Raw genomic sequence first — 26,853 nt, 5'->3', positions numbered from 1 at the left:
CGGCGATTAGCCGGACGGGGCATCTTGAACCGCGATTTCGCGCCTTTTAGTTAAGGCTTACTTGCGAATCGGCTTGCGCGGACCCTTACGGGTGCGAGCATTGGTCTTGGTGCGCTGACCACGCAGCGGCAAGCTGCGACGGTGACGCAGACCGCGATAACAACCCAGGTCCATCAAACGCTTGATGTTCATGGATATTTCACGGCGCAGGTCGCCTTCCACGGTCAGTTTTGCAACTTCACCACGGATGGTTTCGATCTGCTCTTCAGACAGTTCGCGGATTTTGGTGGATTCAGCGATACCAACCGCTGCCAAAATAGACTTAGCCGTAGTGCGACCAACCCCATAAATGTGGGTCAGGGAGATTACGGCGTGCTTGTGGTCTGGTACATTGACACCAGCAATACGTGCCATAGAGGCGTACTCCACGTATTGGAGTCACTGCTTTATATTAAGTATGTGACTCTACTTTGATTTCGGCGCTGACAGCGACTAAAAAACCGGCGGCGCCACCAAAAAGGCGCGCAAGAATAGCTTTTCAGACACTAATTTGCAATAGCCAACGTCCGCATCGGTCCCCCGAAGCGGATGAAGACGACAGTCAACGCCCCCAGTTGGAAGTTTGCTGTTGCTAACTTCCCACCCCAAAAAACTTCCCGGGGTGTTGCCATTCGATACGGGGCTGTATCGAGTAGCGAATTTTTCCAGCTTTTACAGAGGCGCCCTGAGGGCGCTCTCCGCAAGGGGCTGGCCCCTTCTTAGCCTTGACGCTGCTTGTGACGTGGCTCAGCGCTGCAGATTACCCGCAGAACACCCTTGCGACGCACGATTTTGCAGTTACGGCAGATCTTTTTTACAGAAGCGCGTACTTTCATGACCTTACCTCAATTCAATCAAACTGCGAGCAGGCGACGCCCTAGCGACGACCGTAGCTTTGCAGGTTAGATTTTTTCATCAAACCCTCGTACTGGTGCGACAGCAGATGCGATTGTACCTGTGCCATAAAGTCCATCACTACGACTACAACGATCAGCAGTGAGGTACCCCCCAGATAGAAGGGAACGTTAAACCCAACCACCAGGAACTGCGGTAGCAGGGATACCAGTGCGATGTATACAGCACCCACCAGAGTGAGGCGAGTCAGCACGCTATCGATATAGCGGGCCGTCTGCTCTCCAGGGCGAATACCTGGCACATAAGCACCGGACTTTTTCAGGTTATCCGCAACTTCATTCGGGTTGAACATCAACGCCGTGTAGAAGAAACAGAAGAAACCAATCAACAGTGCGAACAGAATAATGTTCAGCGGTTGCCCTGGTCCAAGCTGCAACGCCATCCACTGCAGGATCTCTGCACCGAGACCTTCCCCGCCCTGACCAAACCACTGTGCCAGTGTGGCCGGGAACAACAGGATACTGCTGGCAAAGATTACCGGAATTACACCGGCCATGTTTACCTTCAGCGGCAAGTGGCTCGCCTGTGCAGCTGGAGCTGCAGAGTAACGTCCCGCTTGGCGCCTGGCGTGGTTGATCGTAATGCGGCGCTGGCCGCGTTCCATAACAACCACAAAGAACACTACAGCAAGAGCGATGACGCCAATCATCAACAGCATGAGTATGTGCAGCTCACCCTGTCTCGCCTGTTCAAATGCCTGGCCGATGGCACCGGGTAAACCGGCGACGATACCGGCAAAAATCAGCATGGAAATGCCGTTGCCAACACCGCGCTCAGTGATCTGCTCACCGAGCCACATCATAAATACAGCACCAGTCACCAGTGACGTTACCGCCACAAAGTAAAAACCAAACGCGGGCTCAGATGAGTAAGCCAGGTTCTGCCCTGCCAGGCCGAAAGTCATACCGATCCCCTGAATCAGGGCCAGTATTACCGTCAGATAGCGGGTGTACTGGTTGATCTTACGTCTTCCGGCCTCCCCTTCCTTCTTCAACGCTTCCAGAGAGGGAGTCACCGCGCTCATCAACTGCATGATGATGGACGCGGAGATGTAGGGCATGATGCCCAGCGCCAGAATACTCATCCTTTCCAGGGCGCCGCCTGAAAACATGTTAAACAGGCCAAGGATGGTTCCCTGGTTCTGGTTAAACAGGTTTGACAGCTTTTCCGGATCAATGCCGGGCACCGGAATATGTGTCCCCAGTCGATAAACAAGAATCGCTAGAAACAGAAAACGAAGGCGAGCCCAAAGCTCGCCCAATCCCTTGCTGTTGCCCAGGGGATTTCCACCGGATCCTGGTCGTGCCATTGGCGCCTCGATTAGTCTTCTATTTTACCGCCAGCAGCTTCAATCGCTGCCTTTGCACCTTTGGTAACTCCCAGACCCTTAACGGTAACAGCTTTGGTCAGCTCACCTGAGAGGAACACTTTGGCGCGTTTAATATGGCTGCCGATAATATCGGCATTCTTAAGCGCTGCCAAATCGATTACGTCATTTTCTACCTTCGCCAGCTCAGCCAGACGTACTTCTGCGGTAAAGCGAGAAACACGAGCGGTGAAACCGTACTTAGGAAGACGCTTCTGCAAAGGCATCTGACCGCCTTCGAAGCCCGGACGAACACTGCCGCCGGAACGCGCTTTCTGACCTTTGTGGCCGCGGCCACCGGTCTTACCAATTCCGCTACCAATACCGCGACCAACGCGCTTGGCGCTGTGCTTGTGGCCTGGTGCTGGAGACAAGTCGTTCAAACGCATGTTATTCCCCCTCAACCTTAACCAGGTAGTTTACTTTGTTGATCATACCGCGTACGGAGGGAGTATCCTCCACCTCCACTGTGTGGCCGATGCGGCGCAGGCCCAGACCCGCAACGCACGCCTGATGACTTTTCAGGCGTCCGTTGATGCTTTTGGTCTGGGTCACTTTTATGGTCTTCTTAGCCATGGTCTTAACCCACCAATAACCTTAAATCCGAGCTGTAATTAGCCCAGAATCTCTTCGACAGATTTACCGCGCTTGGCAGCTACATCTTCCGGGCTCTGCATTTGCTCCAGAGCTTTGAAAGTTGCACGTACTACGTTCACCGGGTTGGTGGAGCCGTAACACTTAGCCAATACGTTGTGTACACCAGCCATTTCCAGAACGGAGCGCATAGCACCGCCGGCAATTACACCGGTACCCTGGGAAGCGGGCTGCATGTAAATCTTGGAACCGCCGTGGCGACCATTGGTAGCGTACTGGATGGTGTCACCATTCAGGTCTACCTGGATCATGTTGCGGCGCGCAGATTCCATCGCCTTTTGAATCGCTACAGGCACTTCACGTGCCTTGCCACGACCAAAGCCAACACGGCCATTGCCATCACCAACTACGGTCAGTGCGGTAAAGGCGAAGATACGACCACCTTTAACAGTCTTGGCAACGCGGTTGACCTGGACCAGCTTCTCCTGCAGGCCTTCGTCGTTGCTTTTGTCTTTCTCTCTAGCCATAACTCAACCCTTAGAATTTCAGACCGGCTTCGCGGGCAGCGTCAGCCAGAGCCTTAACACGGCCATGGTATCTGAAGCCGCTACGATCGAAGGCAACTTGTTCAACGCCAGCGGCTTTCGCGCGCTCAGCGATCAGTTTGCCAACTGCGGCAGCAGCGTCAGCGTTGCCAGTTTTACCAGAGCGCAGGTCCTTGTCCAGGGTAGAGGCGGAAGCCAATACCGCGCTGCCTTCGGCAGACAGGATCTGTGCGTAAATGTGGCGCGGGGTGCGGTTCACGGTGAGGCGAACGGCGCCCAGCTCACGGATCTTGGCGCGGGCACGACGTGCACGACGCAAGCGAGATGCTTTCTTAACGTTCATATCTATGCCCTACTTACTTCTTCTTGGCCTCTTTGCGATACACGCGCTCGTCGGCATAACGGACACCCTTACCTTTGTAGGGCTCCGGCGGACGGAACGAGCGGATCTCAGCGGCCACTTGGCCCAGCAGCTGTTTATTGCTGCTCTTCAGTACGATTTCAGTCTGGGATGGAGTTTCCGCAGTCACGCCTTCCGGCAACTGATAATCGATCGGATGGGAGAAGCCCAGGGTCAGGTTAACCGCTTTACCGGCTGCTTTCGCACGATAACCAACACCCAGCAACTGCAGCTTCTTCTCGAAGCCCTTGCTTACGCCTATCACCATGTTATTGACCAAAGCACGGGTGGTACCCGCCAAGGCTCTGGCCTGCTTGGAGTTATTGCGCGCGGCAAAAGTCAGCTGGCTTTCGGCCTCGCTCACTTCTACATCACCGTGAATAACCATATCCAGGTTACCGCTACCGCCTTTAACAGCGATATTTTGACCTTTCAGGTCTACGGTTACACCTGCGGGGATAACTACCGGACTATTTGCTACTCGAGACATTGCAACCCCCGCTTAGAATACGGTGCAAAGCACTTCGCCACCGATACCAGCCTGACGTGCAGCGCGGTCAGTCATCACACCATTAGAGGTGGAAACGATCGCGACACCCAGGCCACCACGTACGGTAGGCAGAGCTTTTTTACCAGTGTAAGCGCGCAGGCCCGGACGGGAAACGCGATTGAGCTCGGCAATAACCGGCTTGCCCTGGAAGTATTTCAGAGCAATGGTCAGTTCCGGCTTAGCGCCTTCGCTTACGTTTAAATCAGTAACGTAACCTTCGTCTTTCAGGACTTTGGCCACTGCTACTTTCAGTTTGGATGATGGCAGGGTGACTTCCGCCTTTCCGCGCGCCAGGGCGTTGCGGATGCGAGTCAGCATATCTGCCAACGGATCTTGCATACTCATCTTATGAGACTCCTCAAATCTGCCTTAAACCAGCTGGTAATTACCAGCTGGACTTCACGAGGCCAGGAACATCACCACGCATCGCAGCTTCACGAAGCTTGTTACGGCACAGGCCGAACTTGCGGTATACAGCGTGGGGGCGACCAGTAATACGACAGCGGCGTTGCTGACGTACCGGGCTTGCATCGCGCGGCATTTTCTGCAGCTTGAGTTGAGCCTCCCACTGCTCCTCTTCGGAAGCAGTGGAACTGGCGATGATCGCCTTCAGCTCTTGACGCTTCTCGGCGTACTTAGCTGCGGTTCGAGCGCGCTTATTTTCGCGCGCAATCATGGATTTCTTCGCCATGGAATCCTCTTAACCCTTGAAAGGGAAGTTGAACGCTTTCAGCAGCGCACGACCTTGATCGTCGTTTGCAGCTGTAGTGGTAATACAAATATCCAGACCGCGGAGCTTGTCTACTTTGTCGTAGTCAATTTCCGGGAAGATGATTTGCTCAGTCACGCCCATAGAGAAGTTACCGCGGCCGTCGAACTGCTTCGGGCTAATGCCACGGAAGTCGCGGATACGCGGAATCGCGATGTCAACCAAACGCTCCAGGAACTCATACATGCGCTCACCGCGCAGAGTTACCTTGCAGCCGATCGGCCAACCGTCACGAATCTTAAAGCCCGCAATAGACTTGCGCGCTTTAGTAACGATGGGCTTTTGACCAGTAATTGCTGTCATATCGTTGACAGCGTGCTCCAGCACCTTCTTATCACCAATCGCTTCACCAACACCCATGTTGATGGTGATCTTGGTGATGCGCGGCACTGCCATCACATTCTCGAGACCAAGCTCTTCTTTTAGCTTGGCCACGAGGTCCTTAGTGTAGAGCTCTTTAAGCTTTGCCATGATCTACCAACCTGCTTTTGCGTCAAGAGCCTTAGATGGCTTCGCCGCTGGATTTGAAGACGCGAATCTTAGTGCCGTCTTCCAGTACTTTAAAGCCCACCCGGTCAGCCTTCTGGGTGTTAGGGTTGAAGATGGCTACGTTGGAAGCTTGGATAGCAGCTTCTTTCTCAACGATGCCACCTGCAATACCCATCTGTGGGTTTGGCTTTTGGTGCTTTTTGATCATCTGTATGCCGGAGACAATCAGACGACCGTCGTTCAGTACTTTACGTACTGAACCACGTTTGCCCTTGTCACGACCGGCGATAACGATCACTTCGTCGTCACGCTTGATCTTGCGCATAACTCTTCTCCGCTCGAGGCCTAGATAACTTCGGGAGCGAGGGAGATGATCTTCATGAACTTCTCACCGCGCAATTCGCGAGTTACCGGACCAAAAATACGGGTGCCAACCGGCGCCAGTTGCTGGTTCAGCAGCACCGCTGCGTTATCGTCAAATTTAATCAGGGAACCGTCCGCGCGACGCACACCTTTTTTGGTGCGAACCACAACGGCGTTCATTACCTGACCTTTCTTCACTTTACCGCGGGGGATGGCTTCCTTAACGGTTACCTTGATAATGTCGCCCACGCCGGCATAACGACGATGGGAGCCGCCCAGCACCTTGATGCACATGACGCGGCGAGCCCCACTGTTGTCAGCTACTTCTAAGTAGGATTCCGCTTGAATCATTGTCTCTCTCCGAAACCTTTCAATTCGGCAGTCAATGCGCTAGGGGTTATACCTTCGCCGCACGCTCTACAATTTTCTGTAAAGCCCAAGATTTGCTCTTGGACAGAGGACGAGATTCCTCGATGGTTACAACATCACCGATGCTGCAATCATTGTTCTCATCATGTGCCTTGAGCTTTGTGGACTTGTTTACAATTTTGCCGTAGATCGGGTGCTTAACACGGCGCTCGATCAAAACGGTGATGGTTTTATCCATCTTGTCACTCACAACCTTGCCGGTCAGAGTACGCTTCAGTTTTGCTTCAGCCATGATTAATTACCTGCCTTCTCGGTCAACACAGTCTTTATGCGAGCAATGTCGCGACGAGTCTGCTTCAGCAGATGAGTCTGAGCCAGTTGACCGGTGGATTTTTGCATACGAAGCTTAAATTGAGCTTCGAGCTGGTTCAGCAGTTCCTGGTTCAGCTCTTCAACTGACTTTTCGCGTAGATCTGCAGTCTTCATTACATCACCGAACGCTTAACGAAAGTTGTTTTTACAGGCAGCTTGGCCGCAGCTAGTGCGAAAGCCTCACGAGCCAGCTCCTCGGACACACCCTCCATCTCATAGAGGACCTTGCCCGGCTGGATCTGAGCTACCCAGTATTCAACGCCACCTTTACCTTTACCCATTCGAACTTCGAGGGGCTTATTGGTAATTGGCTTGTCTGGAAACACACGAATCCAGATTTTACCGCCACGTTTAATGTGACGAGTCATTGCGCGACGAGCCGCTTCGATCTGGCGCGCAGTAATGCGACCACGACCGGTAGCCTTAAGGCCAAACTCGCCAAAGCTCACTTTAGAGCCGCGCTGAGCAAGACCGCGGTTGCGACCCTTCTGTACCTTGCGGAATTTTGTACGCTTTGGTTGCAGCATTTGCGTACCCCTTATTTAGCAGCTTTTTTGCGGCTCTTTACCGGCTTCTCATCGGGCACTTCGTCACCGATTACCTCGCCTTTAAAGATCCACACCTTGATACCGATGATGCCGTAAGTAGTCTTCGCTTCAACATTGGCGTAGTCAATGTTGGCGCGCAGGGTGTGCAGGGGCACACGGCCTTCGCGATACCATTCGGTACGCGCGATTTCTGCACCGCCAAGACGGCCACTTACTTGAATCTTGATACCTTCGGCACCCTGACGCATAGCGTTCTGTACGGCACGCTTCATAGCGCGACGGAACATAACACGGCGTTCCAGCTGCTGGGCAACGTTCTGGCCAACCAGAGCCGCGTCCATATCAGGCTTGCGCACTTCTTCGATGTCGATGTGCACAGGTACGCCCATCTGCGCGCTTACTTCTTTGCGCAGACGTTCTACGTCTTCACCTTTTTTACCGATCACGATGCCCGGACGTGCAGTGTGAATCTTCACACGTGCAGTGTTTGCCGGACGTTCGATCTCGATACGGCTCACAGAAGCGTGGGCCAGTTTTTTGCGAATGTATTCGCGAACTTTCAGATCCGTGTACAGCTTGTCTGCGTACTCGTCGCTGCCGGCATACCAAACAGAGGTATGCTTTTTAACGATACCCAGACGAATGCCGGTAGGATGTACTTTTTGTCCCATGGTTTTCTCGCCTGCTCTCTTATTTCTCGGCCACTTTCACAGTGATGTGACAAGTACGCTTAAGAATGCGATCAGCACGACCTTTAGCACGCGGCTTAATGCGCTTCATGGTCATACCTTCGTCCACAAAAATTGTGGAAACCTTCAGCTCGTCAACGTCAGCACCTTCGTTGTGCTCAGCGTTGGCAATGGCCGACTCCAGTACTTTCTTAATGATCGCCGCACCCTTTTTAGTACTGAAAGCCAGTATATCCAGGGCCTCTTCAACGCCTTTGCCGCGAACCTGATCAGCTACCAGTCGCGCCTTTTGCGCCGATAGACGTGCGCCGCGTAATTTTGCTGCTACTTCCATCTTTATAACCTCGGCTTAGCGCTTCTTCGCTTTCTTGTCCGCAGCATGACCGCGGTAAGTGCGGGTAGCAGCGAACTCGCCCAGTTTATGGCCAACCATTTCTTCGTTAACCAAAACGGGCACGTGTTGACGACCGTTGTGCACGGCAATCGTCAGTCCAACCATTTCCGGCATAATCATGGAACGGCGGGACCAGGTTTTAATCGGCCGACGATCGTTTGCTGCAATCGCTGCCTCCACCTTCTTGATCAAATGCAGATCAATAAAGGGACCTTTCTTTAATGAGCGTGGCACTGTCGATTCCTCTCTAGCTGCTCAGACATCGCGCGGCTTACTTGCCGCGACGACGTACTATCATCTTATCGGTGCGCTTGTTCTTGCGCGTTTTCTTACCCTTGGTCGGAACGCCCCACGGAGTAACCGGATGACGACCACCAGAGGTACGGCCTTCACCACCACCGTGCGGGTGATCTACCGGGTTCATCGCCACACCGCGAACGGTAGGACGAACACCACGCCAGCGTGCAGCACCAGCTTTACCCAGCTTGCGCAGGCTGTGCTCGGAGTTGCTCACTTCACCCAAGGTTGCGCGGCACTCAGCGAGAACCTTGCGCATTTCGCCGGAACGCAGACGAATGGTCGCATACTGACCTTCACGAGCTACCAGCTGCACAGAGGCACCAGCAGAACGGGCCAGCTGAGCGCCTTTGCCTGGCTTCAGCTCGATCGCGTGGATTACAGAACCTACCGGAACATTGCGCAGAGGCAGAGTGTTACCCACAACAATCGGTGCGGCATCGCCGGACTGAATGGTGGCACCTGCTTTCAGGCCTTTCGGTGCGATAATGTAACGACGCTCACCGTCGGCGTAACACACCAGAGCGATGTGTGCGCTGCGGTTGGGATCGTACTCCAGACGCTCAACTTTAGCCGGAATACCGTCTTTGTTGCGCTTGAAGTCGATTACACGGTAGTGCTGCTTGTGGCCACCACCAATGTGACGGGTAGTGATACGACCATTGTTGTTACGGCCACCACTTTTGCTCTTGCTCTCCAACAGAGGAGCGTAAGGAGCACCCTTGTGCAGGTCGGTGTTAACAACCTTAACCAGGTGACGACGGCCGGCGGAGGTCGGTTTTGTTTTTACAATTGCCATTGTAACGGTCCCCTTTACTCAGCAGCTTCAAAATTGATGTCGCTGCCCTCAGCCAGGCGAACGTAGGCTTTTTTCCAATCGCTGCGCTGGCCCATGCCATTGCGAGTGCGCTTGGTTTTGCCCTTTACGTTCACGGTGCGAACCTGCTCAACGGAAACGTTAAACAGCTTCTCAACCGCAGCCTTGATCTCAGCTTTCTCGGCGTCGGTGGTAACCTTGAAAACTACCTGGTTGGCGCTATCGGCCAGTCCAGCAGCTTTTTCGGAAATTACCGGGCCCAGCAGTACTTTGTAGAGTCGCTCTTGGTTCATCCCAGCACCTCTTCAATTTTCTTGAGCGCAGAAACGGTAACCACGACCTTATCAAAGCGAATCAGGCTTACTGGATCGATCGCCTGTACATCGCGGACGTCGATCTTGTGCAAGTTGCGTGCGGCCAGGTAGAGGTTTTCGCTAACCTCTTCAGTCACGATCAGCGCATCGGACAGGTCAAACTGAGCCAGTTTGCTTACCAGCTGCTTGGTCTTGGGCGCGTCCACATCAAAGGACTCAACCACTACCAGGCGCTCCTGACGAGCCAGCTCAGACAGAATGCAACGCAGTGCAGCGCGGTACATTTTTTTGTTCAGCTTAACGCTGTGATCGCGCGGATCAGCGGCGAAGGTTACGCCACCGGAACGCCACAGCGGGCTGCGGATAGTACCGGCACGTGCGCGGCCAGTACCTTTTTGGCGCCATGGCTTCTTACCACCACCAGAAACATCGGAACGATTTTTCTGCGCCTTGGTACCCTGGCGAGCGCCGGCCATGTAGGCCACAACTGCCTGGTGTACCAGATCTTGGTTGAACTCACGTCCGAAAGTCACTTCAGAGACAGCTACTGTGCCTTTAGCGCCTTCGGGAGTAGCGATATTCAGTTCCATATCTATTTCCCCTCAGACTTAGGCTTTAACTGCCGGACGAACGATAACGTTGCCACCGGGTGCACCGGGTACAGCGCCTTTAACCAACAGCAGGTTGCGTTCGGCATCGACACGAACCACTTCCAGGTTTTGCACGGTTACGCGCTCAGCACCCATATGTCCGGCCATCTTCTTGCCTTTCCATACGCGGCCAGGAGTCTGACATTGACCGATAGAACCGGGTGCGCGGTGAGACAGGGAGTTACCGTGGGTTGCGTCCTGGGTGCGGAAATTCCAACGCTTAACGCCGCCCTGGAAGCCTTTACCTTTGGATGTGCCGGTTACGTCAATCATCTGACCAGCTTCGAAGCTGGAAACAGTAATTTCAGAACCGATTTCGAAAGTCTCTTCGGAACCGTCAGTGCGCAGCTCGAAAAGATTTGTGCCAGCCTCTACATTGGCTTTGGCGAAGTGGCCCGCTGCGGGCTTGGAGACACGGGAAGCTTTGCGGCTGCCTACTGCTACTTGAACAGCGCTGTAACCGTCAGTTTCCTGAGTTTTCACTTGGGTGACGCGATTCGGAGCAACCTCAACAACGGTTACCGGAATGGATACGCCATCTTCAGTGAAGATGCGAGTCATGCCGCTCTTGCGGCCGACAATACCTATAGTCATCTTTTTTAACCTCTCAGTGCACGGGGCTTTAACCCACTGCGGCCGCCCAATTTCAGAGCGTTACACTACCCGGACCGTTTTCGCCCGGGATTCGGTAGTTAGTAAAAGTGTTAGCCGAGACTAATTTGGACCTCAACACCGGCCGCCAGATCGAGCTTCATCAGCGCGTCGACGGTTTTCTCGGTAGGCTCAACGATGTCCAGCAAACGCTTGTGAGTACGGATCTCATACTGATCGCGAGCGTCTTTATTAACGTGCGGGGAAATCAGTACGGTGTACTTCTCTTTGCGAGTCGGCAGCGGGATAGGACCGCGAACTTGTGCGCCAGTGCGCTTAGCCGTCTCTACGATCTCCTGAGTGGACGCGTCGATCAGCTTGTGATCGAAGGCCTTCAGGCGAATACGGATACGTTGACCCTGCATGGAATCAAACTCCAATTATTAACTAAAGAACGTCCTCTTACGCAGCCCCGAGGGCGGGCGAAAAGGAGCGCGAATTCTACGGGGAGCGCAGCAGGCTGTCAACTGTACAGGCTGATCAAATTTCAATCTGTTGAAACTACAATTGAGTACCCCAAGCGGAACGAGGTATCCACAATGACTATCGCCGCAACACTGAGTCAATATTTAAATGACCAATCGGTCGACTACCACCTGATTCAGCACCCACACACCCGTACCAGCCGGGAAAGCGCCCGCGCCGCCCATGTGCGAGAGGATCAGGTGGCAAAAGCGATTTTGCTTCAGGATATAGACGGTTACGTAATGGCTGTGATCCCAGCCAGCAGCAGCCTCGATATGCGCTCTCTTCACAATGAGACGGGGCGAAACTCACTGCAAATGGTCTCGGAAACCGAACTCGGCGCCATATTCCCTGACTGTGAACTGGGCGCCCTGCCCGCCCTCGGTCAGGCTTACGGCATTACCACCCTGCTAGACACCAGTCTTGGACACCGTGAAACCATTTACTTTGAGGCCGGTGACCACGAAGAGCTGGTCGAGATGAGCGGCCCCCAATTCACCAAGCTGTTTGCGGGCAGCAGAAGCTGTGATTTAAGCCAGGATTGGCCATAGACACTGTAAAAAAGTAAATATTATTGAGCTTATATATCGCGGCTAATAATATAGATGGAAATAATATCCGATTGACAACACCATGAAGCCGCAGCCCCCAGGTTGCGGCCATAGGTTATCAGCCTTAATATCGACTTCACTATTTCAAAGATTAACGCCCGACACTATTGAAAGCACAACCTCTTCATTGAGCAAATGCATCGACCACTTTAACTACCCTGAACAACAGCATCCTTTTCAAGCTCTGCCTTATATTGCTTCAACTTTTTCTTTATCCGCGCCCCCTCTGGCCTAAGAACGCTCGCGCCAGCTAACAAACGGTAACTTAGCTCCAGATCTTCCGCTTCAATTCTCTCTGCAGCCATTCGTAAAGCGTTAATAAAGTTATCGCCAAATGCACCCTCCCCCCTATAAGCCAACACTGCCCGCCTATATTTCTTTAACACTTTAATTCTCCCAGGGGTAAGTAATTCCTCTCGCTGCAGCAATTCATTAAAGTAACGAAGCTTAAACTTTCGCCTTCTGGCACATCGTCGAAACCAAACCTCATCGACGCTATTCCCCACAAAATCAACCACCAACTTTTTCAACATACCCATGGAGTGAACATGCGCTGGCATACCATGCCCAAGACCAGGAACCCTCAGGTGCTTCAAGTTTTTATACCGATTTGCATGTAGGGTGTCGCGCCTCAGCAAGTTGTCATAAACAACATACCCTACAGAGTCGAAATCAGCCCCATCTGCAAAGTCCCCAGCCCAGTCAAGCGACTTGCTCTTTCTGTGCTCCGATTCACTCGGCAAGATGCTGGCGCTTAAAGTCGTTATAGGGGACAGCAAGAGAACTCGATCTAAGCCCATCACAGAAGCAAACGCACCAACAGCATACCCTCCCATACTCCCTGCATACCCCAAACGACAGGGAAATACCTTCAAATGAGACGATACATCCTGAATAAATCGCTGAAAATCTCGCCCCCTATACCACGACGGTTCATCAATACAAGAAAAGGCGAGCACATTACAATTCAACCGCTTTACAAAATCGAAACCCCAGGGGCTATAACCCTGATCATTCACACTTTTTTTGGGCGTTATAAATCCCGCATTTGCAAACGTGACAACTAACGGGCGGGCAAAATCAAAGAAAAAATATTTGCAATAAATATCCCCAACACTGAAACTTCGCTCTACAGGGAGCTGTGACCTCACATCTTTTCCGATCTGCCGAGCCGGGTTCACAAAAAAATTTTCCACTGATTTCACAAATAATACCCCTAAACAAAAACGCCAAAAATAATTAATAAGCTAAAAAAGCAATCATTAAAAAAACCAACAAAATAGCGGCGCATAAAAAAAGCCGCAGCGCGTCCGCTGCGGCTTTTTATTTAGATCAGGAGTAACTATTACTCGATGATCTTGGCAACAACGCCCGCACCTACGGTACGACCACCTTCGCGGATAGCGAAGCGCAGGCCGTCTTCCATGGCGATCGGAGCGATCAGGGTAACAACCATTTGAATGTTGTCGCCCGGCATTACCATTTCAGTACCTTCCGGCAGCTCTACCGCACCAGTTACGTCGGTAGTACGGAAGTAGAACTGAGGACGGTAGCCTTTGAAGAACGGGGTGTGACGACCACCTTCGTCCTTGGACAGTACATACACTTCCGCTTCGAACTTGGTGTGCGGAGTGATGGAGCCCGGCTTAGCCAGTACCTGACCACGCTCTACTTCGTCACGCTTGGTGCCGCGCAGCAGTGCGCCGATGTTCTCACCAGCACGACCTTCGTCGAGCAGCTTGCGGAACATTTCAACACCAGTACAAGTAGTAGTGGTGGTTTCTTTGATACCAACGATTTCGATCTCGTCGCCAGTGTTGATCACACCGCGCTCTACACGACCAGTTACAACAGTACCACGGCCAGAGATAGAGAATACGTCTTCGATCGGCATCAGGAACGGCTGATCTACAGCGCGCTCTGGCTCAGGGATGTACTCGTCCAGAGTCTCTACCAGCTTCTTAACAGCGGTAGTACCCATTTCGTTGTCGTCTTCGCCGTTCAGGGCCATCAGAGCGGAACCAACGATGATCGGAGTGTCGTCACCTGGGAACTCGTACTGATCCAGAAGTTCGCGAACTTCCATTTCTACCAGCTCGAGCAGCTCTTCGTCGTCTACCATGTCCGCTTTGTTCAGGAATACAACGATGTAAGGTACACCTACCTGACGGGAAAGCAGGATGTGCTCACGAGTCTGCGGCATGGGGCCGTCAGCTGCGGAACATACCAGGATAGCGCCGTCCATCTGAGCAGCACCGGTGATCATGTTCTTAACGTAGTCGGCGTGTCCCGGGCAATCTACGTGAGCGTAGTGGCGAGTCGGGGACTCGTACTCAACGTGAGAAGTAGCGATGGTGATACCGCGCTCACGCTCTTCCGGTGCATTGTCGATACCGTCGAAAGCAACAGCGTCACCACCCCAAACTTCCGCACATACGCGGGTCAGAGCAGCGGTCAGGGTGGTTTTACCGTGGTCAACGTGACCGATGGTGCCCACGTTCACGTGGGGCTTGGAACGTTCAAACTTTTCTTTTGCCATCTTTAGATGTCCTCTAGCTAAAAGTTTGCCAAAGGGGCCCCAGCTGTTGGCCCGGCCCCCTTTAAGCAGAAGTTAATTAGGCCTTAGTCTTGGCGATGATCTCATCGGCAACATTTTTCGGCGCTTCGGCGTACTTCAGGAATTCCATGGTGTAGGTAGCACGGCCCTGAGTAGCAGAACGCAGGTCGGTTGCGTAACCGAACATTTCTGCCAGAGGTACTTCCGCATTGACAACCTTACCGGAGGGGTTGTCTTCCATACCCTGGATGAGGCCACGGCGACGGTTGAGGTCACCAACCACATCACCCATGTTCTCTTCCGGAGTTACCACTTCCACCTTCATCATCGGCTCGAGCAGTACCGCACCGCCCTGACTGGACAGCTTCTTGGTCGCCATAGAACCGGCGATCTTAAACGCCATTTCGTTGGAGTCCACATCGTGGAAGGAACCGTCGTACAGAGTCGCCTTCAGGCCCAGCAGCGGGTAGCCAGCCAGAACACCGTTCTTCATCTGCTCTTCGATACCTTTCTGTACCGCAGGAATGTATTCCTTCGGTACCGCACCGCCCACGATTTCGTTAACGAATTCCAGACCTTCCTGAGACTCGTCTTCGGCGGGCTCAAACTTCACCCATACGTGACCGTACTGACCGCGACCACCGGACTGACGAACGAACTTACCTTCGATCTCAGAGGTGTTGCGGATAGTTTCACGGTAGGCAACCTGAGGCTTACCGATGTTCGCTTCAACGTTGAACTCACGCTTCATGCGGTCAACGATGATATCCAGGTGCAATTCACCCATACCGGAGATAATGGTCTGACCGGTTTCCTCGTCAGTCTTCACGCGGAAGGACGGATCTTCCTGGGCCAGCTTGCCGAGGGCAATACCCATTTTTTCCTGGTCCGGCTTGGACTTGGGCTCAACCGCAACAGAAATTACCGGCTCGGGGAACTCCATACGCTCCAGAACAATCTTGTTGGCTTCGGAGCATAGGGTGTCACCAGTGGTTACGTCTTTCAGACCAATCGCAGCAGCGATGTCACCAGCCAGTACTTCTTTAATTTCCTGACGATCGTTGGAGTGCATTTGCACCATACGACCGACACGCTCTTTCTTCATTTTTACGGAGTTGTATACCGCAGTACCGCTCTCCAGCTTACCGGAGTAAACACGGAAGAAAGTCAGGGTACCAACGAAGGGGTCGGTAGCAATTTTGAACGCCAGTGCAGCGAACGGCGCGTTGTCGTCAGCTTCGCGGCTCTCAACAGTTTCGCCATCTTCCAGAGTACCTTCGATCGCCTTAACTTCAGTCGGCGCCGGCAGGTATTCGATAACTGCGTCCAGTACAGCCTGTACACCCTTGTTCTTGAACGCAGAACCGCCCAGAACCGGTACAATTTCGTTGGCCAGGGTACGCTGACGGATAGCTGCCTTGATTTCTTCTTCGGACAGCTCACCTTCTTCCAGGTATTTTTCCATCAACTCTTCGCTGGCTTCAGCGGCCGCTTCTACCAGGTACTCGCGCATTTCGTCGCACTCGTCCTGCAGCTCAGCGGGGATGTCAGCGTAGTCGAAAGTCATGCCCTGGTCGGCTTCATTCCACAGAATGGCCTTCATCTTCACCAGGTCAACAACACCCTTGAACTCGTCCTCAGAGCCGATGGTCATCTGCAGAGGTACAGCATTCGCGTTCAAGCGGTCTTTCAGCTGACTCACAACGTTGCGGTAGTTCGCACCGGCGCGGTCCATTTTGTTTACGAATACCATGCGCGGTACTTCGTATTTGTTCGCCTGGCGCCATACGGTTTCAGTCTGAGGCTGAACACCAGAGGAGCCACACAGCACAACAACAGCACCGTCGAGTACGCGCAAGGAGCGCTCAACTTCAATAGTGAAGTCAACGTGTCCTGGGGTATCGATGATGTTTACGCGGTGCTGGTCGAACTGCTGCTGCATGCCAGACCAGAAACAGGTAGTTGCAGCAGAAGTAATGGTGATACCACGCTCCTGCTCCTGCTCCATCCAGTCCATGGTGGCAGCACCTTCGTGTACTTCACCAATTTTGTGGGATAGACCAGTGTAGAAAAGTACGCGCTCGGTAGTAGTGGTTTTACCGGCGTCTACGTGGGCACAGATACCGATGTTACGGTAACGTGCGATGGGCGTTTTACGTGCCACAGTTGTATCCTCGATATAACGGCAAAAGGCAGCCTGGAATTTTCCGTGCTGCCTTTCGGTATTAATTTCCGATGTTGGTATTCATCAGACTTAGAAGCGGTAGTGAGAGAATGCCTTGTTGGCTTCTGCCATGCGGTGTACATCTTCACGCTTCTTGACCGCGCCACCCTTGTTTTGGGCTGCATCGATCATTTCGTTGGCCAGACGCTGAGCCATAGATTTCTCACCGCGCTTACGGGAGAACTCCACCAACCAACGCATTGCCAGAGCCGTACGACGCGAGGGGCGCACTTCTACAGGCACCTGATACGTCGCACCACCAACACGGCGGGACTTTACTTCCACCATAGGCGCGATATTTTCCAAAGACTCCTCGAATACTTCGATCGGATCTTTGTTCAATTTTTCAGAAATAGTTTCAAGTGCACCGTATACGATACGCTCTGCAACTGACTTCTTGCCGCTGATCATGACGTGGTTCATGAACTTGGCCAGGGTGACGTTCCCGAACTTGGGGTCCGGTAGCACTTCGCGCTTGGCGACTACTCGTCTTCTCGGCATGGGTATTGCCTCTCTTCAGGGTTATTCTGAGACGCCGCCGTAAAACATTACAATCCGGCGAGCTCAGCCTTACTCCGGTTGGAAACCGAAACGCAAATCGTTAAAGGTGATTAACCTTTAGGACGCTTGGCGCCGTACTTAGAACGGCCCTGCTTGCGATCGTTTACGCCGGCACAGTCAAGTGCACCGCGTACAGTGTGGTAGCGCACACCCGGCAGGTCTTTTACACGACCGCCGCGAATCAGTACCACGCTGTGCTCTTGCAGGTTGTGGCCTTCACCACCGATGTACGAAGTTACTTCGTAACCGCTGGTCAGACGCACACGGCAAACCTTACGCAGTGCAGAGTTCGGCTTCTTCGGTGTAGTGGTGTACACACGAGTGCAAACTCCGCGACGCTGCGGGCTAGCCTGCAGAGCAGGAACGTCGCTTTTTTCAACTTTGCGTTTTCTCGGCTTACGAACCAACTGGTTGATCGTTGCCATTAAAAATCACTCCAAAAATAAAATGCCCCCACCTCTAACAGTGAGGGCCTATCGTCTGTGTGTATCGTCCGATCCTGGGATCAAACGGAACACCCCACATAAGCGGGGGCCGCATTCTATAAGCGACAACCCGCCTAGTCAATCGGCGACGGAAGTAAGTGCTTACATCACAGACAGTCGCCAATATCAGATCGGGCACCTAAGTGCCCCAACCTACCCCACTCCACCAACAGGTAGAGTGGGATACGCCTTATTCGCCTGAGGACTTCAGAGCCTCAGTCAGAGCTGCTTCAACCTCAGCTGCGGAAGGTCCTTCACCAAAGGCCTCTTCCAACTGCAGGCTGCGCTTGCGCTTGCGCTCGCTATGGTAAGCCAGACCGGTACCAGCCGGGATCAAGCGACCCACAACCACGTTCTCTTTCAAGCCGCGCAGGTTGTCTTCTTTACCAGTTACCGCCGCTTCGGTCAGAACGCGAGTGGTTTCCTGGAACGAAGCCGCTGACAGGAAGGACTCAGTTGCCAGGGACGCTTTGGTAATACCCAGCAGCAGGCGTTCGAACTGAGCGGGCTGCTTGTTCTCGGCACGCAGCTGTTCGTTCTCTTCGATCACGCGCTGGTATTCAACCTGGTCGCCCTTAATCAAGCTGGAATCACCCATCTCGGTGACTTCAACTTTACGCAGCATCTGGCGCACGATGGTTTCGATGTGCTTATCGTTAATGCCTACACCCTGGAGGCGGTAAACCTCCTGGATCTCGTTGGTGATGTAGCGAGCCAGCTCTTCAACACCTTTCAGGCGCAGAATATCGTGCGGGTTGGACGGGCCATCGGAGATAACCTCACCCTTCTCTACAGTTTCACCTTCGAACACGGTCAACTGGCGATGCTTTGGAATCAGAACCTCGTAGTGGTCCTTACCATTGGCCAGCGGCTTGCCGTCGCGCGGAGTAATCTGCAGACGAACCTTGCCTTTGGTCTCTTTACCGAAGGAAACGGTACCGGAGATTTCCGCCAGAATGGACGGCTCTTTCGGCTTACGCGCTTCAAACAGGTCGGCAACGCGGGGCAGACCACCGGTGATATCCTTGGTACCGCCGGATTCCTGCGGAATACGTGCAATTACGTCACCCACATTCACCTGCTTGCCTTCAGCCAGGCTGAGGATCGCGCGCGGCGGCAAGGCGTAGTGCGCAGGCGCATTACTGTTCGCCAGAGTCAGCTCTTCGCCGTTCTCATCCAGCAGGGTTACCGCTGGGCGCAGGTCTTTACCCGCAGCCGGGCGCTCGGCCGGATCGATAATCTCGATAGAGGACAGGCCGGTGATATCGTCGGTCTGCTTGCGGATGGAAAGCCCTTCTTCCATACCGGACAGTTTCACCCAACCGGCAACCTCGGTGATGATCGGGTGGGTGTGCGGGTCCCACTTGGCCACGATCTGGCCACCGTCTACCTCGGCACCTTCGTAGACGCTGATCACAGCACCGTAAGGTAGCTTGTAGCGCTCGCGTTCGCGACCGGCGCTGTCGGCAATCGCCAGCTCACCGGAACGGGACACGGCTACCAGAGTGCCGACTTCGGTTTTAACCGTCTTAACATTGTGCAGACGTACGGTACCGCCCTGCTTCACCTGGATGCTGTCCGCAGCGGAGGCACGGCTTGCAGCACCACCGATGTGGAAGGTACGCATGGTCAGCTGGGTGCCCGGCTCACCGATGGACTGTGCGGCAACAACGCCCACAGACTCACCCGGGTTGGCGCGGTGGCCACGGGCCAGGTCGCGGCCGTAACACTGGGCACAGATACCGTGTGCAGTCTCACAGGTGATCGGGGAGCGAACCAGAACCTCATCGATGCCCATGGCTTCGATGCGCTCTACCCACTTCTCGTCGATCATAGTGCCGGCAGAAACGGCGATTTCGTCACTGCCTGGCTTCAGTACATCGCGGGCCACTACACGACCGAGGATACGGTCACCGAGAGATTCGATAACATCACCGCCCTCGATTACCGGCGCCATGGTCAGACCGTCGTCGGTGCCACAATCCAGCTCGGTAATTACCACGTCCTGGGCCACGTCAACCAGACGACGGGTCAGGTAACCGGAGTTAGCGGTTTTCAGTGCAGTATCCGCCAGACCTTTACGAGCACCGTGGGTCGAGATGAAGTACTGCTGTACGGTCAGACCTTCACGGAAGTTTGCAGTAATGGCGTTCTCGATAATGGAGCCATCTGGACGGGCCATCAGACCACGCATACCAGCGAGCTGACGGATCTGAGCTTCAGAACCACGAGCACCGGAGTCAGCGTACATGTATACGGAGTTGAAGGAGTCCTGCTTGGTCTCGTTGCCCTCGCGGTCGATCACCTTCTCTTTCTTGATACCGGCCATCATCGCCTGGGTTACCTTGTCGTTGGTGCGGGACCAAACGTCGATAACCTTGTTGTACTTCTCACCCTGGGTTACCAGGCCGGAAGCAAACTGGCTTTCAATCTCTTTCACTTCCGCTTCAGCGGCATCGATCAGTTCAGCTTTCTCAGCCGGAATCTCAAAGTCGTTCACACCAATGGAGGAACCGGACTTGGTAGAGAAGTCGAAACCGGTGTACATCAGCTGGTCGGCAAAAATAACCGTCGCCTTCAGGCCTACCTTGCGGTAGCACTCGTTCAGGGCGCGGGAGATCGCCTTTTTCTTCATCGGCTGGTTAACGTGCGCAAACGGCAGGCCTTCCGGCACGATGTTCCACAGCAGCGCGCGGCCTACAGTGGTGTCCTGAATGGAGATAGTCTCGTGCTTCTCACCGTCTTCGCCGACGATATTTTCGCGGATACGCACCTTGATCTTCGCTTGCAGACCAACCTGCTTGGCGTAGAAAGCGCGGCTCACTTCTTTGATATCGGAGAAGAACATGCCTTCGCCTTTATCGTTAACGCGCTCGCGGGTCATCCAGTACAGACCCAGTACCACGTCCTGGGACGGTACGATGATCGGCTCACCGTTGGCAGGAGACAGGATGTTGTTGGTGGACATCATCAGCGCGCGGGATTCCAGCTGCGCTTCGATCGTCAGCGGTACGTGTACCGCCATCTGGTCACCGTCGAAGTCGGCGTTATAGGCCGCACAAACCAGCGGGTGCAGCTGGATTGCCTTACCTTCAATCAGTACCGGTTCAAACGCCTGGATACCCAGACGGTGAAGGGTCGGTGCACGGTTAAGCAGTACCGGGTGCTCGCGGATCACTTCGTCGAGGATATCCCAAACGACCGCTTCCTCGCGCTCAACCATCTTCTTGGCAGCTTTGATCGTAGTGGCCAGGCCACGGGATTCCAGCTTGCCAAAGATAAACGGCTTAAACAGTTCCAGTGCCATCTTCTTGGGCAGACCACACTGGTGCAGACGCAGGGTCGGACCTACCACGATCACTGAACGACCGGAGTAGTCAACACGCTTACCCAGCAGGTTCTGACGGAAACGACCCTGCTTACCTTTAATCATGTCAGCCAGGGACTTCAGCGGGCGCTTGTTGGAGCCGGTGATGGCGCGACCGCGACGGCCGTTATCCAGCAGTGCGTCAACAGATTCCTGCAGCATGCGCTTTTCGTTGCGCACGATAATGTCTGGCGCGTTCAGCTCAAGCAGACGCTTCAGACGGTTGTTACGGTTGATCACACGACGGTAGAGGTCGTTCAGATCCGAGGTTGCGAAACGACCGCCATCCAGCGGTACCAGCGGACGCAGATCCGGCGGCAGAACCGGCAGAGCCTTCATCACCATCCACTCCGGGTTGTTGCCGGACTTGTAGAAGGCTTCCAGCAGCTTCAGGCGCTTGGACAGTTTCTTGATCTTGGTTTCGGAGTTGGTCGCAGGGATCTCTTCACGCAGGCGCTGGATTTCTGCGGGCAGCTCGATATCCGCCATCAGCTCCTGGATCGCCTCGGCACCCATTTTCGCTTCAAACTCGTCGGCGAACTCTTCCATCGCCTCAAAGTACTGCTCGTCATTCAGCAGCTGGCCGCGCTCCAGGGTAGTCATACCCGGCTCGGTAACAACGTAAGATTCGAAGTACAGCACGCGCTCGATATCGCGCAGGGTCATGTCCAGCAGCAGGCCGATACGGGACGGCAGGGATTTCAGGAACCAGATGTGTGCAACCGGGCTGGCCAGCTCGATGTGACCCATGCGCTCACGGCGAACCTTGGCCTTGGTCACTTCAACGCCACACTTCTCACAGATAATGCCGCGGTGCTTCATGCGCTTGTACTTACCGCACAGGCACTCGTAGTCTTTTACCGGGCCAAAGATCTTGGCACAGAACAAGCCTTCACGCTCAGGCTTGAAGGTACGGTAGTTGATGGTCTCCGGCTTTTTCACTTCGCCGTAGGACCAGGAGCGAATCATGTCCGGTGATGCCAGACCGATACGAATCGCATCAAACTCTTCCAGCTGCTCCTGGGACTTCACCAGATTTAATAAATCTTTCAAGGCCTTTCCTCCACTAGGGGGTAGTCAACCCGGCACTCGCACTAGCCGCCGGGCTGGCCAGCTGCCCCACTGCTTCGAGGGGCGCTGGCACTTGTCTCATTTCACCTGCCAACAGGCTTCGGTACGGGTTCGGATTTACTCGTGCTCAAGCTCGAAGTTCATACCGAGAGAGCGGATTTCCTTAACCAGTACGTTGAAGGATTCCGGCATGCCCGGCTCCATGCGGTGGTCGGAGTCCACGATGTTCTTGTACATCTTGGTACGGCCTTCCACGTCATCGGATTTAACCGTGAGCATTTCCTGCAGGGTGTATGCAGCGCCGTAAGCTTCCAGCGCCCACACTTCCATCTCCCCGAAGCGCTGACCACCGAACTGGGCTTTACCACCCAGCGGCTGCTGGGTTACCAGGCTGTAGGAACCGGTAGAACGCGCGTGCATCTTGTCGTCTACCAAGTGGTTCAGCTTCAGCATGTACATGTAGCCCACAGTTACCGGACGCTCGAAAGCATCGCCGGTGCGGCCGTCGTGCAGGGTGATCTGACCGGAGTCCGGGATATCGGCAAGACGCAGCAGCTGCTTGATCTCACTTTCATCGGCACCGTCAAATACCGGGGTCGCCATAGGTACACCGCGACGCAGGTTTTGCGCCATGGTCATGACTTCCTCATCGGAGAACTCGTCGAGTTCTTCCTTGCGTCCGCCAGTGGAGTTGTAGACCTCTTCCAGGAATCCGCGCACCTTGGCGATTTCCTGCTGCTCCTTGATCATCTTGTCGACTTTAACGCCGAGGCCTTTAGCGGCCATGCCCAAGTGCATTTCCAGAACCTGACCAACGTTCATCCGCGAGGGAACGCCCAGCGGGTTCAGGACGATATCTACCGGCTCACCGTTTTGGTCATAAGGCATGTCCTCAACGGGCTTGATTACGGAGATAACACCTTTGTTACCGTGACGACCGGCCATCTTGTCGCCCGGCTGGATGCGGCGTTTGATCGCCAGGTAAACCTTGACGATTTTCAGCACGCCCGGAGCCAGATCATCGCCGGACTCCAGTTTCTTCTTCTTGTCTTCGAAGGCTTCGTCGAGCAGCTTGCGACGCTCTTTCAGCTGAGCTTCCGCTTTTTCCAGCTGATCGTTCAGGCTGTCGTCTTCCATACGCAGCTTGAACCAGTCTTCGCGCGGCAGGGCGGCGAGGACTTCAGCGGTCATCTCATCGCCCTTCTTAACACTCTTACCACCGGCGGCCTTTTGGCCCAGCAGAGCCTGTTGCAGACGCTCGAAGGTCGCACCTTCAACGATGCGGTATTCTTCGTTCAGATCCTTGCGAACCTCGTCCAGCTGTGACTTCTCGATATCGAGAGAGCGCTGGTCTTTCTGCAGGCCGTCGCGGGTAAATACCTGAACGTCGATCACCGTACCGCGGGTGCCACTGGGCGCGCGCAGGGAGGTGTCTTTAACGTCGGAGGCTTTTTCACCGAAGATCGCGCGCAGCAGCTTCTCTTCCGGAGTCAGCTGGGCTTCACCTTTCGGAGTAACCTTACCCACCAGAATATCGCCAGCGCCTACTTCTGCGCCGATGTATACGATGCCGGACTCGTCCAGCTTATTCAGGGCAGATTCGCCAACATTGGGGATATCCGCAGTAATTTCCTCACTGCCCAGCTTGGTATCGCGGGCAATACAGGTCAGCTCCTGAATGTGGATGGTGGTGAAGCGGTCTTCCTGTACAACGCGCTCACTGATGAGGATGGAGTCCTCAAAGTTGTAACCATTCCAGGGCATAAATGCGATACGCATATTCTGGCCCAGAGCCAGCTCACCCAGGTCTACAGAGGGACCATCGGCGAGGATATCGCCACGGACTACACGATCGCCAGTATTAACGATCGGGCGCTGGTTGATACAGGTATTCTGGTTGGAGCGGATGTATTTGGTCAGGTTGTAGATATCCACACCTGCATCACCGGCTTCCACCTCAGCGTCGGCCACGCGAACAACCACACGGCTGGAGTCAACGCGCTCAATAATGCCGCCGCGCTTGGCAACCACACACACGCCGGAGTCGCGCGCTACAGTGCGCTCCATACCGGTGCCCACCAGCGGCTTTTCAGCGCGCAGGGTCGGTACCGCCTGACGTTGCATGTTCGATCCCATCAATGCACGGTTGGCGTCATCGTGCTCGAGGAATGGAATCATCGCCGCAGCTACGGAAACCACCTGCTTGGCGGAAACATCCATATACTGGATTTCGCCCGGTGCTTTCAGGGTAAATTCGCCCTGGTGACGCACGCTGATCAGGTCATCAACAAAGTTACCGTTGTCGTCTACTTCCGCAGACGCCTGGGCAATAATGAAGTTGGCTTCATTGATCGCGGACAGGTACGCAATTTCATCAGTTACCTTGCCGTCAACCACTTTGCGGTAGGCGCTCTCGAGGAAACCGTAATGGTTGGCGCGGGCGTAAGTAGCCAGGGAGTTAATCAGACCGATGTTCGGTCCTTCCGGCGTCTCAATCGGACATACGCGGCCGTAGTGAGTCGGGTGTACGTCGCGCACCTCAAAGCCAGCGCGCTCACGGGTCAAACCACCCGGGCCGAGGGCGGAAACACGACGCTTGTGGGTCACTTCCGACAGCGGGTTGTTCTGGTCCATAAACTGGGACAGCTGCGAGGAACCGAAGAATTCCTTCACGGCAGCGGCAACCGGCTTGGCATTGATCAGGTCCTGAGGCATCAGGCCTTCGGACTCCGCCATGGACAGACGCTCTTTAACAGCGCGCTCTACACGTACCAGACCAACGCGGAACTGGTTTTCAGCCATTTCGCCTACGGAACGCACGCGACGGTTACCCAGGTGATCGATATCGTCGACCATGCCCTGACCGTTGCGGATATCGATCAAAGTCTTCAGAACTTCGACGATATCTTCTTTACTCAGAGTGCCGGGGCCAGTCTCGTCTTCCCGACCCAGGCGACGGTTGAACTTCATGCGGCCGACAGCGGACAGGTCGTAGCGCTCGTCAGTAAAGAACAAGTTCTCGAACAGCGCTTCTGCGGACTCCTTGGTGGGCGGTTCGCCCGGGCGCATCATACGGTAGATCTCTACCAGCGCTTCCAACACAGTGCGAGACGGCTCTGCACGCAGGGTATCGGAGATAAACGGACCGCGATCCAGATCGTTGGTGTACAGCGTTTGGAAACTCTTAACGTTCAGTACACGCAGCTTGGCGATTACTTCATCAGTAATCTCGGTATTACAGTCGATCGCAATCTCACCGGTGGACTCATCGATGATGTCATTCGCCAGTACACGGCCAAACAGGTACTCAAGCGGTGCTTCCAGCTTTTCTACGCCGGCCTTTTCCAACTGACGGATATGACGCGGGGTAATACGGCGACCCTCTTCGACAATCACCTTGCCCTGGCCGTCTTTGATGTCAAAAGAAGCAACATCACCGCGCAGGCGAGACGGAATCAGCTCCAGGCTGACACGGTCTTCCAACAGCTCAAAGGTGCTGGTCTCGAAGAACATTTCCAGCATTTCCTGGGAGGTGTAACCCAGGGCACGCAGCAGAATAGTCGCTGGCAATTTACGGCGACGATCGATACGAACGAATACCAGGTCTTTCGGATCGAACTCGAAGTCCAGCCATGAGCCACGGTAGGGGATGACACGCGCGGCGTACAACAGCTTACCGGAAGAGTGAGTCTTGCCTTTGTCGTGATCGAAGAATACACCCGGGGAACGGTGCAGCTGGGATACGATAACGCGCTCGGTACCATTGATTACGAAGGTACCGTTGTCGGTCATGAGCGGAATCTCGCCCATGTAAACTTCCTGCTCTTTAATGTCCTTAATGGACTTATTCGCAGATTCTTTATCGTAAATAATCAGACGCACGCGCACGCGCAGCGGACATGCATAGGTAACGCCGCGCAAGGTACATTCCTTAACGTCAAAAGCGGGCTTACCCAGCGTATAACTTACGTACTCCAGGGCGGCATTGCCGGAATAGCTGACAATCGGAAATACAGATTTAAACGCCGCTTGCAGGCCAACGTCCATACGGTCGTCGGGGCGCTTGTCGGCCTGTGTAAAGTTGCGATAAGAATCGAGCTGTATCGCAAGCAGAAAGGGCACATCCATGACCTTAGGCAGTTTGCCAAAATCCTTGCGGATACGTTTTTTCTCAGTATATGAGTAAGCCATTCAAATTCCCCAGCTTGATCAGTGACAAGACTTCGTGGGACTCCAGTCCAGAGCCCCTCCGGGCGAGAAGCCTCTGGTCAATGCAACTTGCCTGCACTGGCCAGAAACCTCTCCGCTTGCTTTTGGGTAGCGCTACTGCGCTATGGTTAAATGAGGTTTGCCACGGTTTTTAAATCCCGCCGGCACCGGT

32 protein-coding genes are annotated in these 26,853 nt (G+C 54.1%); 1 reads left to right on the top strand and 31 read right to left on the bottom strand.

Annotation, left to right across the window (positions count from 1 at the left end):
* Window positions 1-57: 57 nt before the first annotated feature.
* The 24 genes from rpsM to rpsJ all read right to left on the bottom strand — a co-directional run bounded on the left by rpsM (window position 58) and on the right by rpsJ (window position 11,496).
* Window positions 58-414 (bottom strand): 30S ribosomal protein S13, encoded by a 357-nt coding sequence (rpsM, locus tag ACJJI1_RS10535; RefSeq protein WP_282934388.1) that lies wholly within the window; start codon window positions 412-414, stop codon window positions 58-60.
* 344 nt (window positions 415-758) lie between these two features.
* Window positions 759-875, bottom strand: coding sequence for a 50S ribosomal protein L36 (rpmJ, locus tag ACJJI1_RS10530; RefSeq protein ID WP_010133825.1), 117 nt, complete (start codon window positions 873-875; stop codon window positions 759-761).
* 41 nt (window positions 876-916) lie between these two features.
* Window positions 917-2,263: a preprotein translocase subunit SecY gene (secY, locus tag ACJJI1_RS10525; RefSeq protein ID WP_282934389.1), complete on the bottom strand. Its 1,347-nt coding sequence runs from the start codon at window positions 2,261-2,263 to the stop codon at window positions 917-919.
* Between the two features lie 11 nt (window positions 2,264-2,274).
* Window positions 2,275-2,709 carry a 50S ribosomal protein L15 gene (gene rplO / locus ACJJI1_RS10520; RefSeq protein ID WP_282934390.1) on the bottom strand — a complete coding sequence of 145 codons (435 nt, stop codon included), beginning with the start codon at window positions 2,707-2,709 and terminating at the stop codon, window positions 2,275-2,277.
* A gap of 1 nt (window position 2,710) precedes the next feature.
* On the bottom strand, window positions 2,711-2,896 hold the full coding sequence (gene rpmD / locus ACJJI1_RS10515; RefSeq protein WP_020411402.1) for a 50S ribosomal protein L30: 186 nt from the start codon (window positions 2,894-2,896) through the stop codon (window positions 2,711-2,713).
* A gap of 38 nt (window positions 2,897-2,934) precedes the next feature.
* Window positions 2,935-3,441, bottom strand: a complete 507-nt coding sequence (gene rpsE, locus ACJJI1_RS10510; protein WP_282934391.1) for a 30S ribosomal protein S5 — start codon at window positions 3,439-3,441, stop codon at window positions 2,935-2,937.
* A 10-nt stretch (window positions 3,442-3,451) separates the two neighbouring features.
* On the bottom strand, window positions 3,452-3,802 hold the full coding sequence (rplR, locus tag ACJJI1_RS10505) for a 50S ribosomal protein L18 (protein WP_282934392.1): 351 nt from the start codon (window positions 3,800-3,802) through the stop codon (window positions 3,452-3,454).
* A gap of 13 nt (window positions 3,803-3,815) precedes the next feature.
* Entirely contained in the window at window positions 3,816-4,349 is a 534-nt protein-coding gene (rplF, locus tag ACJJI1_RS10500) for a 50S ribosomal protein L6 (protein WP_282934393.1), read from the bottom strand.
* 12 nt (window positions 4,350-4,361) lie between these two features.
* Window positions 4,362-4,754, bottom strand: a complete 393-nt coding sequence (gene rpsH / locus ACJJI1_RS10495) for a 30S ribosomal protein S8 (RefSeq protein ID WP_282934394.1) — start codon at window positions 4,752-4,754, stop codon at window positions 4,362-4,364.
* Between the two features lie 40 nt (window positions 4,755-4,794).
* Window positions 4,795-5,100: a 30S ribosomal protein S14 gene (gene rpsN, locus ACJJI1_RS10490; protein WP_020411397.1), complete on the bottom strand. Its 306-nt coding sequence runs from the start codon at window positions 5,098-5,100 to the stop codon at window positions 4,795-4,797.
* A 9-nt stretch (window positions 5,101-5,109) separates the two neighbouring features.
* On the bottom strand, window positions 5,110-5,649 hold the full coding sequence (gene rplE, locus ACJJI1_RS10485; RefSeq protein WP_020411396.1) for a 50S ribosomal protein L5: 540 nt from the start codon (window positions 5,647-5,649) through the stop codon (window positions 5,110-5,112).
* Between the two features lie 31 nt (window positions 5,650-5,680).
* Window positions 5,681-5,992 carry a 50S ribosomal protein L24 gene (gene rplX / locus ACJJI1_RS10480; protein WP_108731661.1) on the bottom strand — a complete coding sequence of 104 codons (312 nt, stop codon included), beginning with the start codon at window positions 5,990-5,992 and terminating at the stop codon, window positions 5,681-5,683.
* Window positions 5,993-6,012: 20 nt separating this feature from the next.
* Complete coding sequence (rplN, locus tag ACJJI1_RS10475) at window positions 6,013-6,381, bottom strand: 50S ribosomal protein L14 (RefSeq protein ID WP_067151032.1); 369 nt, start codon at window positions 6,379-6,381, stop codon at window positions 6,013-6,015.
* 46 nt (window positions 6,382-6,427) lie between these two features.
* On the bottom strand, window positions 6,428-6,691 hold the full coding sequence (gene rpsQ / locus ACJJI1_RS10470; RefSeq protein WP_108731660.1) for a 30S ribosomal protein S17: 264 nt from the start codon (window positions 6,689-6,691) through the stop codon (window positions 6,428-6,430).
* 2 nt (window positions 6,692-6,693) lie between these two features.
* A complete protein-coding gene (rpmC, locus tag ACJJI1_RS10465; RefSeq protein ID WP_020411392.1) occupies window positions 6,694-6,885 on the bottom strand; it encodes a 50S ribosomal protein L29 in 192 nt (63 codons plus the stop codon).
* Complete coding sequence (gene rplP / locus ACJJI1_RS10460; RefSeq protein WP_282934395.1) at window positions 6,885-7,298, bottom strand: 50S ribosomal protein L16; 414 nt, start codon at window positions 7,296-7,298, stop codon at window positions 6,885-6,887. Before rplP ends, rpmC begins: the two co-directional genes overlap by 1 nt.
* A gap of 11 nt (window positions 7,299-7,309) precedes the next feature.
* Entirely contained in the window at window positions 7,310-7,990 is a 681-nt protein-coding gene (gene rpsC / locus ACJJI1_RS10455) for a 30S ribosomal protein S3 (RefSeq protein ID WP_282934396.1), read from the bottom strand.
* A gap of 19 nt (window positions 7,991-8,009) precedes the next feature.
* Window positions 8,010-8,342, bottom strand: a complete 333-nt coding sequence (rplV, locus tag ACJJI1_RS10450; protein ID WP_282934397.1) for a 50S ribosomal protein L22 — start codon at window positions 8,340-8,342, stop codon at window positions 8,010-8,012.
* 15 nt (window positions 8,343-8,357) lie between these two features.
* Window positions 8,358-8,636: a 30S ribosomal protein S19 gene (gene rpsS / locus ACJJI1_RS10445; RefSeq protein ID WP_069946924.1), complete on the bottom strand. Its 279-nt coding sequence runs from the start codon at window positions 8,634-8,636 to the stop codon at window positions 8,358-8,360.
* Window positions 8,637-8,673: 37 nt separating this feature from the next.
* Window positions 8,674-9,498 carry a 50S ribosomal protein L2 gene (rplB, locus tag ACJJI1_RS10440; RefSeq protein WP_108731657.1) on the bottom strand — a complete coding sequence of 275 codons (825 nt, stop codon included), beginning with the start codon at window positions 9,496-9,498 and terminating at the stop codon, window positions 8,674-8,676.
* 14 nt (window positions 9,499-9,512) lie between these two features.
* Window positions 9,513-9,809: a 50S ribosomal protein L23 gene (gene rplW, locus ACJJI1_RS10435; protein ID WP_282934398.1), complete on the bottom strand. Its 297-nt coding sequence runs from the start codon at window positions 9,807-9,809 to the stop codon at window positions 9,513-9,515.
* A complete protein-coding gene (gene rplD, locus ACJJI1_RS10430) occupies window positions 9,806-10,420 on the bottom strand; it encodes a 50S ribosomal protein L4 (RefSeq protein ID WP_020411385.1) in 615 nt (204 codons plus the stop codon). The genes rplW and rplD overlap by 4 nt, the downstream gene beginning before the upstream one ends.
* An 18-nt stretch (window positions 10,421-10,438) precedes the next feature.
* Window positions 10,439-11,074 (bottom strand): 50S ribosomal protein L3, encoded by a 636-nt coding sequence (gene rplC / locus ACJJI1_RS10425; protein ID WP_108731654.1) that lies wholly within the window; start codon window positions 11,072-11,074, stop codon window positions 10,439-10,441.
* Between the two features lie 110 nt (window positions 11,075-11,184).
* Window positions 11,185-11,496 (bottom strand): 30S ribosomal protein S10, encoded by a 312-nt coding sequence (gene rpsJ, locus ACJJI1_RS10420; protein ID WP_010133849.1) that lies wholly within the window; start codon window positions 11,494-11,496, stop codon window positions 11,185-11,187.
* A 174-nt stretch (window positions 11,497-11,670) separates the two neighbouring features.
* Between rpsJ and ACJJI1_RS10415 the strand changes: the two genes are divergently transcribed.
* Window positions 11,671-12,147: an aminoacyl-tRNA deacylase gene (locus ACJJI1_RS10415; RefSeq protein ID WP_444959276.1), complete on the top strand. Its 477-nt coding sequence runs from the start codon at window positions 11,671-11,673 to the stop codon at window positions 12,145-12,147.
* A gap of 209 nt (window positions 12,148-12,356) precedes the next feature.
* On the opposite strand, the gene ACJJI1_RS10410 is transcribed toward ACJJI1_RS10415, so the two are convergent.
* From ACJJI1_RS10410 to rpoB, 7 genes are all read right to left on the bottom strand, one after another.
* On the bottom strand, window positions 12,357-13,412 hold the full coding sequence (locus ACJJI1_RS10410; RefSeq protein ID WP_444959275.1) for a hypothetical protein: 1,056 nt from the start codon (window positions 13,410-13,412) through the stop codon (window positions 12,357-12,359).
* Window positions 13,413-13,552: 140 nt separating this feature from the next.
* Complete coding sequence (tuf, locus tag ACJJI1_RS10405) at window positions 13,553-14,746, bottom strand: elongation factor Tu (protein ID WP_108731642.1); 1,194 nt, start codon at window positions 14,744-14,746, stop codon at window positions 13,553-13,555.
* 76 nt (window positions 14,747-14,822) lie between these two features.
* Window positions 14,823-16,928 (bottom strand): elongation factor G, encoded by a 2,106-nt coding sequence (gene fusA / locus ACJJI1_RS10400; protein ID WP_282934400.1) that lies wholly within the window; start codon window positions 16,926-16,928, stop codon window positions 14,823-14,825.
* 90 nt (window positions 16,929-17,018) lie between these two features.
* Window positions 17,019-17,489 (bottom strand): 30S ribosomal protein S7, encoded by a 471-nt coding sequence (gene rpsG / locus ACJJI1_RS10395; RefSeq protein ID WP_152451131.1) that lies wholly within the window; start codon window positions 17,487-17,489, stop codon window positions 17,019-17,021.
* Window positions 17,490-17,599: 110 nt separating this feature from the next.
* Window positions 17,600-17,974, bottom strand: a complete 375-nt coding sequence (gene rpsL / locus ACJJI1_RS10390; protein WP_108731651.1) for a 30S ribosomal protein S12 — start codon at window positions 17,972-17,974, stop codon at window positions 17,600-17,602.
* Between the two features lie 250 nt (window positions 17,975-18,224).
* The gene (rpoC, locus tag ACJJI1_RS10385) at window positions 18,225-22,454 is read right to left on the bottom strand and encodes a DNA-directed RNA polymerase subunit beta' (protein ID WP_282934401.1); all 4,230 of its coding nucleotides are present in this window, start codon (window positions 22,452-22,454) and stop codon (window positions 18,225-18,227) included.
* A gap of 135 nt (window positions 22,455-22,589) precedes the next feature.
* A complete protein-coding gene (rpoB, locus tag ACJJI1_RS10380) occupies window positions 22,590-26,663 on the bottom strand; it encodes a DNA-directed RNA polymerase subunit beta (RefSeq protein ID WP_282934402.1) in 4,074 nt (1,357 codons plus the stop codon).
* Window positions 26,664-26,853 lie beyond the last annotated feature (190 nt).

The organism is Microbulbifer maximicatervae (SeqCode) (assembly GCF_052467065.1).
Note: the sequence above shows the minus strand (reverse complement) of the source record. Positions and strands in the feature narration are given on the sequence as shown.